18 protein-coding genes are annotated in these 17,744 nt (G+C 51.4%); 7 read left to right on the top strand and 11 right to left on the bottom strand.

The genetic code is table 11. The annotated features are described in order from the left end of the window. Positions 1-14: 14 nt before the first annotated feature. From purH to cutA, 9 genes are all read right to left on the bottom strand, one after another. Positions 15-1,583: a bifunctional phosphoribosylaminoimidazolecarboxamide formyltransferase/IMP cyclohydrolase gene (gene purH, locus CWI71_RS00090; RefSeq protein ID WP_420849275.1), complete on the bottom strand. Its 1,569-nt coding sequence runs from the start codon at positions 1,581-1,583 to the stop codon at positions 15-17. 79 nt (positions 1,584-1,662) lie between these two features. Beyond that, positions 1,663-1,956, bottom strand: a complete 294-nt coding sequence (gene fis, locus CWI71_RS00085; protein ID WP_126753214.1) for a DNA-binding transcriptional regulator Fis — start codon at positions 1,954-1,956, stop codon at positions 1,663-1,665. 19 nt (positions 1,957-1,975) lie between these two features. Next, complete coding sequence (gene dusB / locus CWI71_RS00080; protein WP_126753213.1) at positions 1,976-2,941, bottom strand: tRNA dihydrouridine synthase DusB; 966 nt, start codon at positions 2,939-2,941, stop codon at positions 1,976-1,978. Positions 2,942-3,065: 124 nt separating this feature from the next. Continuing rightward, the gene (gene prmA / locus CWI71_RS00075) at positions 3,066-3,947 is read right to left on the bottom strand and encodes a 50S ribosomal protein L11 methyltransferase (protein ID WP_126753212.1); all 882 of its coding nucleotides are present in this window, start codon (positions 3,945-3,947) and stop codon (positions 3,066-3,068) included. Between the two features lie 5 nt (positions 3,948-3,952). Then, the gene (gene accC, locus CWI71_RS00070; protein ID WP_126753211.1) at positions 3,953-5,302 is read right to left on the bottom strand and encodes an acetyl-CoA carboxylase biotin carboxylase subunit; all 1,350 of its coding nucleotides are present in this window, start codon (positions 5,300-5,302) and stop codon (positions 3,953-3,955) included. Positions 5,303-5,324: 22 nt separating this feature from the next. Beyond that, entirely contained in the window at positions 5,325-5,777 is a 453-nt protein-coding gene (gene accB, locus CWI71_RS00065; RefSeq protein ID WP_126753210.1) for an acetyl-CoA carboxylase biotin carboxyl carrier protein, read from the bottom strand. A 27-nt stretch (positions 5,778-5,804) separates the two neighbouring features. Further along, positions 5,805-6,278, bottom strand: coding sequence for a type II 3-dehydroquinate dehydratase (gene aroQ, locus CWI71_RS00060; protein WP_126753209.1), 474 nt, complete (start codon positions 6,276-6,278; stop codon positions 5,805-5,807). A gap of 144 nt (positions 6,279-6,422) precedes the next feature. After that, complete coding sequence (locus CWI71_RS00055) at positions 6,423-8,192, bottom strand: protein-disulfide reductase DsbD (RefSeq protein WP_476742291.1); 1,770 nt, start codon at positions 8,190-8,192, stop codon at positions 6,423-6,425. A gap of 20 nt (positions 8,193-8,212) precedes the next feature. Continuing rightward, complete coding sequence (gene cutA, locus CWI71_RS00050) at positions 8,213-8,533, bottom strand: divalent-cation tolerance protein CutA (protein ID WP_126753207.1); 321 nt, start codon at positions 8,531-8,533, stop codon at positions 8,213-8,215. Between the two features lie 157 nt (positions 8,534-8,690). Here cutA and CWI71_RS00045 point away from each other — a divergent pair, with 157 nt between their 5' ends. The 3 genes from CWI71_RS00045 to CWI71_RS00035 all read left to right on the top strand — a co-directional run bounded on the left by CWI71_RS00045 (position 8,691) and on the right by CWI71_RS00035 (position 11,282). Further along, complete coding sequence (locus CWI71_RS00045) at positions 8,691-8,984, top strand: co-chaperone GroES (RefSeq protein WP_126753206.1); 294 nt, start codon at positions 8,691-8,693, stop codon at positions 8,982-8,984. Between the two features lie 37 nt (positions 8,985-9,021). Then, complete coding sequence (groL, locus tag CWI71_RS00040; RefSeq protein WP_126753205.1) at positions 9,022-10,656, top strand: chaperonin GroEL; 1,635 nt, start codon at positions 9,022-9,024, stop codon at positions 10,654-10,656. 116 nt (positions 10,657-10,772) lie between these two features. Continuing rightward, a complete protein-coding gene (locus CWI71_RS00035) occupies positions 10,773-11,282 on the top strand; it encodes a DUF3016 domain-containing protein (protein ID WP_126753204.1) in 510 nt (169 codons plus the stop codon). Here the strand turns inward: CWI71_RS00035 and epmB are convergent. After that, entirely contained in the window at positions 11,272-12,285 is a 1,014-nt protein-coding gene (gene epmB / locus CWI71_RS00030; RefSeq protein ID WP_126753203.1) for an EF-P beta-lysylation protein EpmB, read from the bottom strand. The two genes, CWI71_RS00035 and epmB, sit on opposite strands and share 11 nt — an antisense overlap. A gap of 128 nt (positions 12,286-12,413) precedes the next feature. Here epmB and efp point away from each other — a divergent pair, with 128 nt between their 5' ends. The 3 genes from efp to CWI71_RS00015 all read left to right on the top strand — a co-directional run bounded on the left by efp (position 12,414) and on the right by CWI71_RS00015 (position 14,420). Next, entirely contained in the window at positions 12,414-12,983 is a 570-nt protein-coding gene (efp, locus tag CWI71_RS00025; RefSeq protein WP_126753202.1) for an elongation factor P, read from the top strand. A gap of 15 nt (positions 12,984-12,998) precedes the next feature. Further along, complete coding sequence (gene epmA / locus CWI71_RS00020) at positions 12,999-13,970, top strand: elongation factor P--(R)-beta-lysine ligase (RefSeq protein WP_126753201.1); 972 nt, start codon at positions 12,999-13,001, stop codon at positions 13,968-13,970. Between the two features lie 69 nt (positions 13,971-14,039). Then, a complete protein-coding gene (locus CWI71_RS00015; RefSeq protein WP_126753200.1) occupies positions 14,040-14,420 on the top strand; it encodes a MerC domain-containing protein in 381 nt (126 codons plus the stop codon). A gap of 4 nt (positions 14,421-14,424) precedes the next feature. Here the strand turns inward: CWI71_RS00015 and trmA are convergent, their stop codons facing one another. Further along, positions 14,425-15,522, bottom strand: coding sequence for a tRNA (uridine(54)-C5)-methyltransferase TrmA (gene trmA, locus CWI71_RS00010; protein WP_126753199.1), 1,098 nt, complete (start codon positions 15,520-15,522; stop codon positions 14,425-14,427). A 220-nt stretch (positions 15,523-15,742) separates the two neighbouring features. On the opposite strand from trmA, the gene CWI71_RS00005 reads away from it, so the two are divergent. Beyond that, positions 15,743-17,347, top strand: a complete 1,605-nt coding sequence (locus CWI71_RS00005; RefSeq protein WP_126753198.1) for a S8 family serine peptidase — start codon at positions 15,743-15,745, stop codon at positions 17,345-17,347. Positions 17,348-17,744: the final 397 nt, after the last annotated feature.

The raw sequence follows: 17,744 nt of genomic DNA, 5'->3' as shown, positions 1-17,744 counted from the left end.
TCTCGGCAATGTATTTAATGACGGAAATGACGCATGCCGGTGAAAACCATGGCAATGCCATGCTCGTCGGCGGCCTGGATAATTTCGTCGTCACGAATTGAGCCACCTGGCTGGATAATTGCTTTGATGCCGGCGGCCGCTGCGGCGTCGATGCCATCGCGGAATGGGAAGAATGCATCGGACGCCATAACGCTGCCAGCAACTTCAAGATTTTCGTCGGCGGCTTTAATACCGGCAATCCTGGCACTGTAAACACGGCTCATCTGGCCGGCACCCACGCCAATAGTCATGCCGTCTTTGGCGTAAACAATGGCATTTGATTTAACAAACTTGGCGACCTTCCAGCAGAACAACAGATCTTGTAACTGTGCGGTGGTTGGCTGTGCTTTGGTGACTACTTTCAGGTCAGCTTCAGTGATGCTGCCTAAATCACTGTCCTGTACCAGCAGCCCGCCATTAACACGCTTGTAATCATAAGTCGGTACGCGCTGCGCCGGCCATTCTCCGCACGACAATAATCGCACGTTGGCTTTGGTGGCGACAATCTGTTGCGCCGCAGCACTGACACTTGGAGCAATAATCACTTCGACAAACTGACGATCAATGATGGCCTTGGCGGTAGCCTCATCCAGCTCGCGGTTAAACGCAATAATGCCACCAAACGCTGAGGTCGGGTCGGTCTTGAAGGCACGCTCATAAGCAGTAAGAATGTTGTCACCTTTGGCGACACCGCAAGGGTTAGCGTGTTTGACGATAACGCACGCCGGTTCAGCAAACGATTTCACACATTCAAGCGCAGCATCGGTGTCAGCGATATTATTAAATGACAGTTCCTTACCCTGTAACTGCACGGCGGTTGCCACTGAGGCTTCCTGCGGCTCTGCTTCAACATAAAATGCTGCTTGCTGATGGCTGTTCTCACCATAGCGCAAGTCTTGTTTCTTTTCGAACTGGGCATTGAAGGTACGCGAAAAAGCACTGCTTTGCTGCGGCAAACGCGCGCCAAAATAATTGGCAATCATGCCGTCATAGTGCGCAGTATGCTCAAAGGCACGTACGGCAAGATCAAAGCGGGTATCGAAAGTCAGACTATTGTTATTGGCATCCATCTCGGCGATAACCCGCTCATAATCTGTGGCGTTAACGACAATAGTGACGTCCTGGTGATTCTTGGCCGCAGCGCGAACCATGGTCGGCCCACCGATATCAATATTTTCGACGGCGTCCTGATGGGTGCAGTCAGGATCAGCAACGGTTTTGGCGAAAGGATAGAGATTAACCACCACCATATCGATAGGCGCAATATCCTGTTGCTCCATCACTTCGTCATCGGTACCACGACGCCCTAAAATGCCGCCGTGAATTTTTGGATGCAGGGTCTTGACCCGGCCATCCATGATTTCCGGTTGCCCGGTATGCGCAGAAACGTCGGTGACTGTTACGCCCTTGTCACGCAACAAACGCGCGGTACCGCCCGTTGATAAAATTTGTACGCCACGTTGTTCAAGTTCTTTGGCGAATTCCACAATACCGGTTTTATCAGAAACACTTAACAGAGCGCGTTGAATGGGTCGAAAGTCCATGATGGTCACCATAAATTTCAATAAACTATTGTTCTTAAAACAAAAAAGAGCACACAAGGCGCTCTTTTTCAGGGGGCAATTAGTTCATGCCGTATTTTTTCAATTTTTTGCGCAGCGTGCCGCGGTTAATGCCTAGCATGGTCGCTGCACGGGTTTGATTACCGCGAGTATAGGTCATGACCTCTTCCAGGAGCGGCGCTTCAACTTCGGCGAGCACTAACTCATATAGTTCCTCAGGGTCTTGACCGTCAAGTTGTTTCAGGAATGAGTTTAATGCTTGCTTAACTGAATCGCGCAGCGGTTTTGGCTGGGCGTTGTTACCAATCGTCGTGAATGGTGAAACTCGGTCACGATTTGCGTTTTGATCAAACATAGGTGCGCTCTATCTCTTCTTAGTTTACTGAGTTAAAAAACGTCGCCAGTGACTCGATTTGCGCTTGCGCGTTCTCGAGGGTCACGAAGTGGCGGCGAAATTCTGCTGCGGGCTGCTGCTCTTGCAAGTACCAACCCACATGTTTACGGGCGATCCGGACACCGGTAAATTCACCGTAGTGCTGATGCAGTCGAGCGACATGCTGCAACACGACACGTGAGACTTCAGCGTTGTCTGGTTTAGCCAACTGCTCGCCAGTTGCCAGGTAATGCGCAATCTCGCGAAACAGGCATGGATTACCTTGAGCACCGCGGCCAATCATAATGGCATCGGCGCCGGTGTAATCAAGAACCTCTTCGGCCTTCTGCGGAGTACATATGTCGCCATTGGCGACCACCGGTATCGACACAGCCTGCTTAATTGCCCGGATGGTGTCGTATTCGGCTTCTCCTTTGTACATACATGCACGGGTGCGTCCATGCACGGCAAGCGACTGAATTCCTGCCTGTTCGGCAAGCCTGGCAATCGCGACACCGTTGCGGTTCGCAGTATCCCATCCCGTACGAATTTTAAGCGTAACCGGTACTTCTACCGCACTTACCACTGCATGCAGAATTTCCTGCACCAGTTCGGGGTACTGTAGCAGCGCCGAGCCTGCCATTTTCTTATTCACCTTTTTGGCCGGGCAACCCATATTGATGTCGATAATCTGCGCGCCGTTCGCAACGTTGTGCTGAGCGGCAGCTGCCATCAATTCGGGCTCACAGCCTGCGATCTGAACAGCTTTAATTCCCGGTTCATCGGCGTGGCCCATACGCTTTTGCGACTTCTGCGTTTGCCACACCCGTGGATTACTGGACAACATTTCAGAGACGGCCAGCCCTGCCCCCAGCTCATTGCAAAGCTGACGAAAAGGTAAATCGGTAACACCCGCCATGGGCGCCAGAATTACTGGATTGTCTAACTGATAAGGTCCGATCCGCATCGGTTAAAAACTGTTCAACTCAAGGGTCGGAAATTTTAGGGAATTTGGCGGCGAAAGAAAAGGCTGTAATTTGTACAAATGCAGCCTTTTTTGCACTTTTTACTCTTGACAATTGTGTGACAATCTACTGATTACGCAAGGCGTGGAGCATCACCCAGTCGTCCTTTATCGTTGCGGGGTCAAAGCTGAAGTTTTCCGCGTAGGCGCTTTGCACGGCGTCGATCTGACGCTCTAAAATGCCGGACATGACTAAATCGCCGCCGGGGCCCACATAACCGCTTATGACGCTGGCAAGCTCCTGCAACGGACCGGCAAGCACATTGGCCAGCACAACGTCAGCCGGTAACGACGGTTGCTCGCTGGGCAGATAGACTTCAAGACGTTCGGCGACGCCGTTGCGTTGCGCATTTTCGCGGCTGGCCAGTAAGGCCTGGCGATCGATATCAATACCGATGGCACGCTCAGCGCCCAGCAACAATGCGGCAATCGCTAAGATACCTGAGCCACAACCGAAGTCGACGACCGTTTTGCCGCGCAAGTCCTGACTGTCCAGCCATTGCAGACATAAAGCCGTCGTGGGATGGGTACCCGTACCAAATGCCATGCCCGGGTCGAGCAGAATATTCACCGCGTCCGGCTCAGGAATTTCGCGCCAACTTGGACAGACCCATAAGCGCTCGCCAAAGCGAATGGGGTGAAAGTTATCCATCCACTCGCGTTCCCAATCTTTATCTTCCAGCTGATCGGTTTTGTAATTGAGGTCATCACCGAAATAGCGGGACTTGCGTAAATTGGCAAGCACCGGCGCCAAGTCAGTTTCAGCGGGAAAAAGCCCGGTGACCAGCGTCTCCTGCCAGTACAATACTTCGCCTAATGGTGGCTCGAAGATGGGGTTGTCCTGCGCGTCGCGATAGGTCACGGCCATGGCACCGTTACCCTGCAACATGTCCCCTACTAAAGGGGCATGTTGCTCGGGCGCCGAAACGGTTAACTGAATCCACGGCATAAGCGTTAATGACCGCCCATGCCGAGCTTCTTCTCAAGATAGTGGATGTTGGTGCCACCATGCTGGAAGTTTTCATCAGCCATAATTTCTTTTTGCAATGGCACGTTGGTCTTGATGCCTTCAATGATGAGCTCGCTAAGCGCATTGCGCATGCGCGCGATGGCCACGTCACGGTTCTCACCATAAGTAATGAGCTTGCCAATCATCGAATCATAATTGGGCGGCACTTTGTAGTCGGCATAGACATGTGAGTCCCAACGCACACCCAGACCGCCCGGCGGGTGGAAACGGTTGATCAGTCCCGGTGACGGCACAAAGGTATTAGGATCTTCAGCGTTGACACGGCATTCGATCGCATGGCCACGGATGACGACGTCTTCCTGTGAGAAAGATAATGGTCGACCTGCAGCAATACGTAATTGCTCTTTAATCAGGTCGATGCCGGTGACCATTTCTGTGACCGGATGCTCAACCTGAATACGGGTGTTCATTTCAATGAAATAGAACTCGCCATTTTCGTACAGGAACTCAAAGGTACCTGCGCCGCGGTAGCCGATTTCCAGACACGCGCGGGCACAACGCTCACCAATGTATTTGCGCATTTCAGCCGTAATACCCGGCGCTGGTGCCTCTTCGACGACTTTCTGGTGACGACGTTGCATGGAGCAATCGCGCTCGCCGAGATAAACGGCATTGCCTTGTCCGTCAGCGAGTACCTGAATTTCAATGTGGCGTGGATTTTCCAGGAATTTCTCCATGTAAACCATAGAGTTGCCAAAGGCAGCGCCGGCTTCGGCTTTCGTGGTACTGATGGCGCGAACCAACTCTTCTTCTTTACGCACTACGCGCATGCCACGTCCGCCACCACCACCGGCAGCTTTTACGATGATCGGATAACCAATGCGCTTGGCAATTTTGAGATTCTTCTCTTCATCGTCATCCAGCGGGCCACCTGACCCAGGAACGCAGGGCACACCGGCTTTTTTCATCGCTTCAATGGCTGAAACTTTGTCACCCATCAGACGGATTACGTCGGCCGTCGGACCGACAAAAATAAAGCCAGAGTTTTCGACCTGCTCGGCAAAGTCGGCATTTTCCGCAAGAAAGCCGTAGCCGGGATGAATGGCAGCGGCATCAGTGATCTCAGCAGCACTGATAATACGCGGAATGTTAAGATAGCTTTCTGTTGCTGGCGCGTTACCAATACAGATGGATTCATCGGCCAGCAGTACGTGTTTTAAATTGCGGTCGACGGTGGAGTGCACCGCCACCGTTTTGATACCGAGTTCTTTACACGCGCGCAGAACGCGCAATGCAATTTCGCCCCGGTTTGCAATGACAACCTTATCTAACATGATGATGTCCTGATTTGTTGCGTTACTCGATGACGAATAATGGCTGGTCAAACTCAACCGGCTCGCCATTTTCAACGAGGATTTGTTTTACCACACCGCCTTTATCAGCTTCGATCTGGTTCATCATCTTCATGGCTTCAACAATACAAAGGGTTTCACCTGCTTTCACCTGCTGACCTACGGTAACGAAGTCGTTTGCGCCAGGGGCGGGTGCTGCATAGAAAGTACCCACCATAGGTGAGCGCACAATGTGTCCGGTGATCTCAGGTTCAGCTGCCTCGGCTGCTGGTGTTGCGGCAGGCGCCGGAGCTGCGGGCGCTGGCATAGGAGCAGCCTGGTAATGCATCGGTGCGGCCATCTGCTGGCTACTGCCGCGGTGAATCCGTACCGACTCTTCACCCTCAGTAATTTCAAGCTCAGCAATGCCTGATTCTTCGACCAGTTCAATTAATTTTTTAATTTTACGAATATCCATGATCTGTTATGACCCCGTAGATAAAAGTTAGGTGTTATCGCGCTGCTTTAATTTTGCGACAGCTGCGCGCAAGGCAAGTTCATAACCTTGAGCGCCGCAACCACAAATCACCGCAGCGGCTAATTCGGCTAAATAGGAATGGCGACGAAACGGTTCGCGGCCATGAATATTGGACAGATGTACTTCAATAAAAGGAATCGCTACTCCGGCAAGAGCGTCGCGCAGGGCAATGCTGGTATGGGTATAAGCCGCCGGATTAATGATAATGTAATCGACTTTACTGCTGGCCGCTTCCTGAACCCAGTCGATTAGCTCGTATTCAGCATTGGACTGACGGCAGTCCAACGTCACGCCCACGCTTTCGGCATGGTGACGTAATTCACTTTCAATATGGGCAAGCGTCGCTGAGCCATAAATTTCAGGCTCGCGCTGACCCAACATATTGAGGTTGGGTCCGTTTAACAACAGTATTCTATAGTTATGTTGATTATTTTCGGCCATGTTGCTGCGATCTGTTGCGAAGTTATCGTTGTGTTGCAAGTTGCCAGGAAATACTTAGAAATCCTGGCAAAATTACAGCTTCAACTTGGCATTATAGATAAAACTGACCGAAACGCAGCAAAATACTGGTCTTATCACCGAAGATCACGGCAGATTTTGCGCCTTCTCAAGTTCTCTCAGATGCTGTAGGAAAGCCTCGGCATCGAGAAAGCCGGAAATCCGCGCGTTGTTAATGAGTTCGCCGTCACGGAAAAATAAAATAGTCGGTAACCCCAGCACGCGGTAACGTTGCAAGATAGCATTGTTCATAGAGTTGTTCGCGGTGACATCGGCTTGTAGTAGCACAGCGCCGGCAAGTGCTTGTTGTACCGCCGGATCGCTAAAGGTGTAGCGCTCAAACTCTTTACAGGCGACACACCAATCGGCATAAAGGTCCAGCATCACGAGTTGCTCTGGCGCCGCATTGGTCACCTGCTCCTCAATTTGTGCGACCGAGGCTACCGCATTAAATGGCAGTTCAGCATGGTCGCCCTGTGGCCACCAAAGCACCAGTAGCCAGCTTGCCAGAGCCAGCCATGCGGCACTGATAACAATCGCCAGTTGATGGTCGACGTCACGCAAAGTAGTCACGATCAGGTATAAAGCGCTCAGTGAAATAAAGGCAACCCATAACCAGTCAGCCACCTGAACAGGTAACAGCCGTTCAATAAACAGCACCGCAACCGCGAGCAGCACTACGCCAAAAATACGTTTCACCAGTACCATCCAGGCACCGGCTTTTGGCAGCAGTTTGCCCCCGGTAGTACCAAACAGAATCAGCGGCAAGCCCATACCCAGACTTAATGCGTAGAGCACACTCGCACCCACCGTGAGATCGCCGGACTGGGCAATGAACAAGAGGACCCCTGACAGTGGCGCAGTGGTGCAGGGCGAGGCGATTAGGCCAGACAGCACACCCATAACAAAGACGCTACGATGCGCACCACCTCGCTGTTGTTGACTGATTTGGTTTAAATAATTCTGCCAGCTGGCGGGCAATTGCAAATTGTAAAAACCCAGCATACTCAACGCCAGCAGCACAAATAGCACGGCCAAAACCACCAGTACTACAGGGTGCTGCAGCATTGCCTGATAACGCATACCCGCCAAAGCGACCACAATACCAAGCGCAGAGTAGGTAATAGCCATGCCCTGTACATATGCAAATGACAACGTAAAGGCGCGGCCGGTGCTCAGCTTCTTTTGCGGTCCCATAATGACGGTCGACAAAATCGGATACATCGGTAGAACACAGGGAGTGAACGCAAGACCAATACCTGCGATAAAGAAAATCAGCAAGACCCAAATCAGCGGTTCTTCGTTGAGATCGCGAAACAGGCTGTTGGCGCTAAATTGCTGGCTATTCGCAGCAACCTGGGCAAAGTCAATCGTTGCTGTTGCGTCAGTTTCGATTGCCGGACCTGAATCGCTCACTGCCTGTAAGGGTATCTCCACGGTGGTCGGCGGATAGCACAAACCGGCATCGGCACAGCCCTGATAATCTAAGCTGAAAGTCGTCGCTGTGGTAGTTGCCAGGGTCAGCTGAATCTCGACCGCGTCGCGATAAATGACGGACTCACCAAAAAACTCATCAAAATGGGCTTCGCCGCGCGGTAACTCAGGCGCAGCTGCCAAAGGTACCTCGGGATCAAACTGAAAGCGGTGCTGGTAAAGATAATATCCGTCGGCAATATCAAAACGAATGAAAAGCTGCGCGCCGCGCTGCTGAAAGTCAAAACGAAAGGCCTCGTCAACGGGTAAAAACTGGTTCTGACTGAACGGATCGTCCGTATTGAGGGAAAAATCCTGCGCTAAACTTACCGAACTAAACAGCGCAAACCATAACGCAATAAGCGGTGCGACAACTTGCGCAATTGCGCGACGGTGGTACTGCATTAAGAAGTTACCTCTGATAACCAGCCTAAGTAAGCGTCACTACCCGATGTAATCGGAATCGCAATCAGTTCAGCGACATCGTAGGGGTGCGCTGCCTGAATCGTCTCAAATAGCGCCTCAAGTCGTGCTGTTGTGGTTTTGATATTAAGCACAACCTCTTCGTCACTATGTAAGTGATCGTCCCACCAGTACATCGACGTAGAAGGGGCGCCAATGTTAACACAAGCAGCAAGACGTGCACGTAATACCTTCTCAGCGATGGCTTTCGCGGTGCCACGATCGGGGCAACTGCAAAAGACGAGTTGAAATGAAGCGCTCATGGTGACTCCTTGCAAAAAAGTCATAAATTTTTTTAGTCGAAGCCTTGAGTTCGGGAATTTGCCCCCCATAACTGTGGCACAACATTTTTTAACAGCCCTCGTGAGGAATCACAAGGGTAAGTTATCAACCCACAACCAGGTTTAGGAGTTATCAAAGATGAAACTTCGTCCTTTACATGATCGTGTGATCATTAAACGTTCTGAAGCAGAAACCAAATCTGCGGGCGGTATCGTACTGACCGGCTCAGCGGCTGAGAAGTCAACGCGCGGAGAAGTGGTTGCTGTCGGTAACGGCCGCATTTTAGACAACGGTGAAGTCAAGGCACTTGACGTTAAAGTCGGCGATAAAGTGTTATTCAGCGAAGGTTACGGCGTAAAAACCGAAAAAATCGACGGTGAAGAATACTTGATCATGAGCGAGTCAGACATTCTCGCAATCGTTGAAGGTTAAGCTCCGTTAGCAACAGATTCGAAAGAGGAAAACGAACATGGCAGCTAAAGAAGTAAAATTTGGTAACACCGCACGCCAGCGCATGCTTAAAGGCGTAAACGTTCTGGCCGATGCAGTAAAAGTCACCCTGGGTCCGAAAGGCCGCAACGTGGTTCTGGAAAAATCATTTGGCGCACCTGTTATCACCAAAGACGGTGTTTCAGTGGCGAAAGAGATCGAACTGGAAGACAAGTTCGAGAACATGGGCGCACAGATGGTGAAAGAAGTTGCGTCAAAAGCAAATGATGAAGCGGGTGACGGTACTACTACCGCAACCGTACTTGCCCAGGCGATCGTTAACGAAGGCCTGAAAGCAGTTGCAGCGGGTATGAACCCGATGGACCTGAAGCGCGGTATCGACAAGGCTGTGGTCAGCGCCGTCGAAGAGCTGAAGAAAATCTCTCAGCCTTGCGACAACAACAAAGCGATTGCACAGGTAGGTACTATCTCTGCTAACTCTGACAGCACTATCGGTGAAATCATCGCTAAAGCCATGGAAAAAGTTGGCAAAGAAGGCGTGATCACTGTTGAAGAAGGTCAGGCGTTACAGGACGAGCTGGACGTGGTTGAAGGTATGCAGTTTGACCGTGGCTACCTGTCACCTTATTTCATCAACAATCAGGAAAACGGTACTGTTGAACTGGACAGCCCGTACATCCTGTTAGTTGACAAGAAAATTTCAAATATCCGTGAATTGCTGCCGACCCTTGAAGGCGTCGCGAAATCTGGCAAGCCATTGCTGATCATCGCTGAAGACGTTGAAGGCGAAGCGCTGGCAACACTGGTAGTTAACAATATGCGTGGCATCGTGAAAGTTGCGGCAGTGAAAGCTCCGGGCTTTGGCGACCGTCGGAAAGCAATGTTGCAGGACATCGCGATTCTTACCGGTGGTACCGTTATTTCTGAAGAAATCGGTATGGAGCTGGAAAAAGCTCAGCTGGAAGATCTTGGTACTGCGAAGCGCGTCGTAATCAACAAAGACAACACCACTGTTGTCGACGGTAATGGCGACCAGGCAGCGATCGAAGGTCGTGTGTCGCAAATCCGTCAGCAAATCGAAGAAACTTCGTCTGACTACGACAAAGAAAAACTGCAAGAGCGTCTGGCTAAGCTGGCCGGCGGTGTCGCAGTCATCAAAGTCGGTGCCGCGACCGAAGTGGAAATGAAAGAGAAGAAAGCGCGCGTTGAAGATGCCTTGCATGCAACCCGTGCTGCTGTTGAAGAAGGTGTGGTACCTGGTGGCGGTGTTGCGCTGGTACGTGCAGCGAGCAAGCTGGGCGACCTGCGTGGCGACAACGAAGAGCAAAACGTCGGTATTAAACTTGCGCTACGCGCCATGGAAGCACCACTTCGTCAAATCGCTGGCAACGCCGGTGCCGAAGGCTCAGTGGTTGCTAACAACGTGAAAAACGGTGAAGGTAACTACGGTTACAACGCCGGCAACGACACCTACGGCGACATGCTGGAAATGGGCATCCTGGATCCAACCAAGGTTACCCGCTCAGCATTGCAGTTCGCTGCGTCTGTTGCAGCCCTGATGATTACCACCGAAGCCATGGTTGCTGAAGTTCCAAAGGAAGAAGCACCAGCCCCTGACATGGGCGGCATGGGCGGTATGGGCGGCATGATGTAAGCAAAGCTCGCCCCGAGCAATCCCAAAGCGGCTACTTTCACAGGTAGCCGCTTTTTTTTGTCACACTTCTGCCATGGCCTGCATCTTATAGGCAGAACTACCAAAGGAGGTGGATTATGAAAACGAAGACAATTCTTGCGACAACAATTGCTGCGGCGATTATGTCCGCGACCGCGTCTGCTGCAGAAGTGAAAGTAGAGTGGCAGAATGTTGACGATTATCGTGATATTGAAGCGGTAAATGAAATTCAAAGCCGGTTCGAGAAGCGTATCATCGATGGGCTGACCGAGTATTGGAAAAAGCTGGGCGAACGTTTGCCAGCTGATAATACTTTGTCGATAACCATGACGGATCTTGATATCACCGGTCGGGTTGAACCGACCTACGGTGCTACTGCAGCAAGCTATGTGCGTGTACTCGACGAGATCTCCTATCCGTCGATGAGCTTTTCCTACACTTACACAGATGCGCAGGGCAATGTAATTTCTGAAGATGATGATGTCCGCATCAAAGACTTAGGCGCGCGCTCAGGCACCATCCGCAGTGTGATGGGGAGCGGTAAAGACACGCTTTACTTCGAGAAGCGTCTGATGGATCGCTGGTTTAGCGAGACATTTAATCAGTAATTAACTCGAGCGGCGTTTTGCTTGGCTCTCCGGCCACTTCGCGAACCAGGCGAGGAACCAGAAATCCGGGCAGCAAAACCCGCAATTGCTCAGCAATTTGTAATGCTTCGGCGTCGGTCACTGCAAAGTGGCTGGCGCCTTTTACTTTATCCAGCTGGTGCAGATAATAGGGCAAGACCCGCGCCTCGAACAATACCTCATTCAGCTGCGCCAGTACCTCAGCGTTATCATTTATACCCTTCAGCAAGACACTTTGGTTGAGCAAGGTAATGTCATATCCGGCCCAACGTTTTAACGCCTTCTGCAGTTTATGATCCACTTCGTGCGGATGATTGGCATGTAAAACCAGCAATGCCTGCAACGGGCTCTCATGCAGCCGTCGCGCCAGTGCATCTGTCAGTCGTTCCGGTAGCACCACCGGTAACCTTGAGTGAATCCGAACCCGTTTTAATTGTGGCAGCTGCTCGAGGTCAGTAAGCAGGCTTGCCAACTGAGCATCGGTGGCAAGAAGCGGGTCGCCGCCGCTTAGAATGACCTCGTTAATCGAGCTGTCGCTGCGAAGGTAGTCGAGCAGTTGCGAACGCTGCTGACGACCAAAGTGGTGGTCAGCATAGGGAAAGTGCCGTCGGAAACAGTAACGACAATTAATGGCGCAGCCACCACGCAGAATCACCAGTACCCTTGAGCGGTATTTATGGAGTAGCGCAGGTTGCTGGTTCGTTTGCTCTGCCAAAGGATCAGTGACAAAGCCGGGCGCATCGATAAACTCATCGGCATGCGGCATGACCTGACGTAGAAGCGGGTCATCGGGGTCACCAGGTTGCATCAGATTCACAAAGTGCCGCGTAACCATTAGCGGAAACAGCTCGCGCGCAGTGCTATGCCGCGCAACCCAGTCAGCAGGTAGATTTAACGCGGTGCCCAGCTCGGCGGGACTTCGAATCGCTTTGGCTAATTCCAGTTGCCATTCCGGGCGTACTGAAATGGTGGTGGTTTCGCTCACAACAGACCCATTAACCTCTACAGAAAAGTGCTCTAGTGTACCTGAAAATTATTTTTACCTGAAAACTTTGCGCTTATAGTTTATTATTGCGGCCGAAATCGCTAAACCTGTTTGATGATGAGGAACCTATGGCGAACTACAGTACGAATGAATTCAAGGCTGGTTTGAAAATCATGCAAGATGGCGAGCCTTGCGCCATTGTTGAAAACGAAATGGTTAAGCCGGGTAAAGGCCAGGCGTTTAACCGGGTCAAGATCCGTAAGTTGATCAGCGGCAAAGTTGTTGAGAAAACCTTCAAGTCTGGCGACAGTGTGGAAGGTGCTGACGTGATCGACGTTGATATGGCTTATTTGTACAACGACGGTGAGTTCTGGCACTTCATGAACGGCGAGTCGTTTGAGCAAATTGCTGCCGACGAAAAAGCTGTGGGCGATGCTATGAAGTGGTTGGTCGAGCAAGATGAGTGCACGCTGACGCTTTGGAACGGCAATCCGATTTCGGTCACCCCGCCAAACTTTGTCGAGCTGGAAATTACCGAAACCGATCCGGGTTTGAAAGGCGATACCGCCGGCACTGGTGGTAAGCCTGCGACGTTGAGTACTGGCGCAGTCGTGCGGGTACCTTTGTTCGTTCAGATTGGCGAAGTTATTAAGGTTGACACTCGTACGGGTGAATACGTTTCCCGCGCTCAGAAGTAAGTTGAGCGTATGAGCATGCAGCGCGATTCTGCCTGGCAACCTTCGGCCGATCTGGCCACGTTGCGGGCGCGCGCTGCTTTGCTGGCTAAGGTGCGGGAGTTTTTTGCCGCACGCCAGGTGCTGGAAGTCGACACTCCCTTGCTGGCGCAATATGGCGTTACCGATCCTCATCTGGAAAACCTCACTGTCCGCCTGTCACCACAGGGGCCGCTGTATTACCTGCAAACCTCTCCTGAGTACGCAATGAAGCGCCTGCTAGCAGCTGGTTCGGGCAGTATTTATCAGTTGGGTAAAGTCTTCCGCAGTGACGAGCAAAGTCGCCGGCACAACCCGGAATTCACAATGCTGGAGTGGTATCGTGAGGGCTTTAGTGTGGCAGACTTGCTTGACGAAATTGATCAACTGCTGCAAACCACGGTAGACGCCAAGCCGCTGAAGCAACAACGCTATCAGGATCTGTTTGTCGAAAAGTTGGGTGTTGATCCTCTGGCAGTTGATGCCGTCGCGCAACTCAAGCGAGTACTGCTCACAAAACCCGAATTAGCTGACTGGGCTACAGCTGAAGACGATTTAGATACCTTGCTCGACGGTACCATGGCGTTTTTGATTGAACCAACGTTGCCCCATGATACGCCGTTGGCCGTGACGCATTACCCGGCCTCGCAGGCCGCGCTGGCGATGCTGGATCCAGAGCAGCCTGAAGTTGCGCTGCGATTTGAAGTTTTCTATCGCGGTGTGGAATTAGCTAATGGTTATCAGGAGCTGACCGATGCCGGCGAGCAAGCGCGTCGCTTCGTGCAAGATAACCAGCGACGCGCGCAGCTTGGTAAACCTGGTCGCGACGGTGATCTGCGGTTACTGGCAGCCCTGCAGCATGGCTTACCGAATTGCGCTGGCGTAGCACTGGGTTTTGACCGCCTGCTAATGGCCTGGTTAGCGCGTGAACACATCTCACAAGTACTGCCTTTTGCAATTGATCGCGCCTGACCCTTGCTGTTCGCAATCGTGATGTTATAATATAACACGTTTACTTTTCGCAGCTCGCAGGAAGCCTCAATGACGCAGCGCTCACTTGATAAAACCGGTATCTGGGTAACCACATTATGTGCGTTACACTGCCTGTTATTGCCTGTGATTTTGCCAATGCTGTCATTAATCGGCTTGTCATTTATTGGTGAGGAATTGCTGGAGCGAACCATTCTGAGTATCAGTATTGTCGTTGGCTTTGTCGCTCTGGTAATTGGAATGCGTAAGCACCTGCGCTTCTATCCACTTATCTTACTTGTTGCTGGCGGCGTCATCTATTGGCACAAAGATAGTCTGGGCGAGGTCGGCGAGCCGATCATTATTTTGCTCGGTGCCAGCCTTATCATTGCTGCCCATTGGGTGAACCTAAAGCTCACCCGTGCGGCCAGAATTCTGATCCCCGAAGTTTAATCTGTCAGCGGCGCTCCAATACGACGCCCGCTTCCATATGATGCGTGTACGGAAACTGGTCAAATAACGCGCGGCGGGTTACCTGATGCGAACTTGCCAGACGCTCAATATTGGCGACCAGGGTTTCAGGGTTACACGAAATATAAATAATGCGTGGATACTGCCGGACCAGTTCAAGCGTGGCATCGTCAAGTCCAGCGCGTGGCGGATCCACCAGCACCGTCTGACAGTTGAAGCTATCAAGCTCAGCCTCATCAGCGCGGCGTGAGGTCTTCTCACCTTGCATGACCGCACTGAAATCTTCAGCGGACATGCGCACCACAGTGACATTGTCGATATCATTCAACTGGCAGTTGTAACGCGCAGATGCCACAGAGGTCTTGCTGATTTCAGTTGCCAGCACGCGCTGAAAGTTTCTTGCCAGGGGCAGACTGAAATTACCGTTCCCACAATAAAGCTCGAGTAAATCATGGTCGGTTGCTTCGGTTGCCGCCAGTGCCCATTCAACCATCGAGATATTCACTGTGGCATTAGGTTGGGTAAAGCTGTTCTCAATCTGCTGAAAGCGGTAGTCACGATCGGCAATGGTAAGTTGCTCTACGACCCAGTCTTGTTCCAATGTGATCTTTTGTTTTCGTGCCCGGCCAATTAGATGGACCAAGGCGAATGTGTTCAGGTGTGCGCGCAGCTGTTCTGCCTCGGCTTGCCATTGCTCATCCAGTTGCCGGTGATAAATCAGGCTGACCAGAGCCTGGCCACTGGTCGTCGTCAGGAACTCCACCTGGAAAAGCTTTTGTCGCAGTAGCGGTCGGAACTTAACGTAGTCCAGTACAGCTGGCATTAATGTGTTTATCAGTTGACTGCCAGCTGGAAACTGGTCCATACGGATCTTCTCGCGCGTGGCAGGATCAAACATGATGTAAAACAAATCATCACCTTCATGCCAAACCCGAAATTCGGCCCGCATCCGATAATGTTCGCGCGGCGACTCAAATACCTCAAGCGGTGCTTCGCAAAACGGGGCAAGCATTGCTTTTAAGCGCTCGGTCTTTTCTGTCAGTTGCTGTTCATAAAGTTCAGGTTGTACCGCTAAATGTGTCATGAAAGCCTCGGAATTGGACCTCGGGTTGAATTAAGAGGGCGAATTGTAATCACTGGCACTGAAAAGTCTAGCGCAGTCGGGCGTGCATCTTTACAAAAAGCTTGCAATTGAACATTGATTAACCAGTCAAAGTATTTCAATATGTTTCTTGCCGCTCGATAAAACAACAATAATGAGCGACGAACAACAAGAAGCTATTAACAATAATAAGGTGACACCCATGTCTAAGCACTTTGCTAAAAGCGGCAGTTTTGCTGTCGCTGCCCTAGCGCTGGCGGTCAGCAGCGCGGTAGTTCACGCCGGTAACGACAAAGAGCGCGTTATTGTCCAGTTTAAACCCGGCAGTCAGGCACAGATTGAGAAAGCCGTGCAACGGGCTGGCGGTAACAAGCATGTTGATCTGGCAAAGTTTGATGCAATGGCGGTTTCATTGCCTGCCGCTGCCCTCAATGGCCTTCGCAATAATCCTAATGTGGTGCTGGTCGAAGAAGACACCCCGCGTCAGTTACTGAGCTCGCAGTACGAACCGGGTACTCCTTACGGTATTACTCAGGTGCAGGCCGATTTAGTTTCTGACGCTGCGGCTGGCAGCCGTAAAGTCTGTATTATTGATTCAGGTTATGATTTAGGGCATCCCGACCTTCCTTCAGCAGGTGTTACCGGACGTTACGACTCAGGTACAGGTAACTGGTACACCGATGAAAATGGTCATGGTACTCACGTGGCTGGGACCATTGCCGCACTGGCAAATAATAATGGCGTAGTTGGCATATTACCAAACGGTAATGTCAACCTTCACATTGTTAAGGTATTTACTGCGTCCGGTTGGGGCTATTCTTCTTCCTTGATCGCAGCGGCGGACCAATGTGCGACTGAAGGTGCACAGGTCATTAATATGAGTCTTGGTGGCTCGCGCGCAAACCGCACTGAAGAACGCGCATTCCGACAGTTAAATGATGCCGGTGTTTTAAGTATTGCGGCAGCAGGTAATGACGGTAATACACGCCATTCTTATCCTGCTTCTTACGATTCGGTCGTTTCTGTTGCAGCCGTCGACAGTAGCGAAACCATCGCCAGCTTCTCGCAGCAGACCGATCAGGTTGAACTTGCTGGTCCTGGTGTCGCTGTACTCTCTTCAGTACCGCGCGGAACGGGTGAAAAAGTTGCTGTAACAGTGGCAGGTACGGGTTACGATGCGAATGGTATGGATGGTTCAGCGCGCACCGAAGCGACGGGCAGTCTGACCGACTGTGGTATCGGTGACCAGGCCTGTGCGGGTGCCAGCGGGGCTATCTGTCTGATTGAGCGCGGCACGATTTCATTTGCTGAAAAAGTTCAGGCTTGTGAAGCGGGCGGTGGTGTTGGCGCCATTGTATACAATAATGAGTCAGGTCCATTGTTAGGTACCTTAGGTGAGTACAGCGCAACTATTCCAGCGGTAGGTATTTCCGATGTGGATGGCGCGGCATTGCTCGGTCAGCTCGGAAGCTCCACTACCATAAGCGTGGTTGACAGTGACTGGGCATTCTTCGATGGCACCTCAATGGCGACGCCACATGTTGCCGGTGTGGCAGCCTTGGTCTGGTCCCATCATACGACCTGTACCAATAATGATATCCGCGCCGCATTGCAGGCAAGCGCCAAAGATTTAGGCGCTGCTGGCCGTGATAATGCTTATGGCTACGGTTTAGTGCAGGCAAAAGCTGCAGTCGACTTTATTACTGCAAATGGTTGCGGTGGTGGAACCGGTGGCGATACTGGCGGTGATACCGATGGTGGCAAGGGTAATAATGGTGGCGGCAAAGGCGGCGGCCCGAAAAAGTAAATTTCGGCTATTGTTATCATTTGATTGAAAAGCTCGCAGTTTGCGAGCTTTTTTTATACGGGTTGCACAACAAACCAGCAGTCAGCGAAAAAACACGCAAAAACTTGAAAAAGGCGCTTGACGTGGCAAGTTAAATCTCTAAAATGCGCTCCACGCTTGAGGCAGGCAACGAAGCCGCCAAAAGCAGAAGTTTTCAGTCAGAAAAAATTATGCCGAAAGGCTTGACAGAAAACTTCGAGGCTGTAGAATGCGCAGCCTGCTCACGACGAGCAACGTTCTTTAACAATATATCAAGCCAAGCAAACTGTGTGGGCACTTACCGGATTCAGGCAGAGAAAAGCATCTTCGGATGCAGTATCTTCGGATACACCTGACTGATTGGAAAAGTGCTTAACAA

The sequence above is a fragment of the Pseudidiomarina insulisalsae genome (assembly GCF_003987065.1).
Classification (GTDB): Bacteria; Pseudomonadota; Gammaproteobacteria; order Enterobacterales; family Alteromonadaceae; genus Pseudidiomarina; species Pseudidiomarina insulisalsae.
The sequence above is the reverse complement of the archived record's forward strand: the minus strand, read 5'-3'. Positions and strand labels throughout refer to the sequence as shown.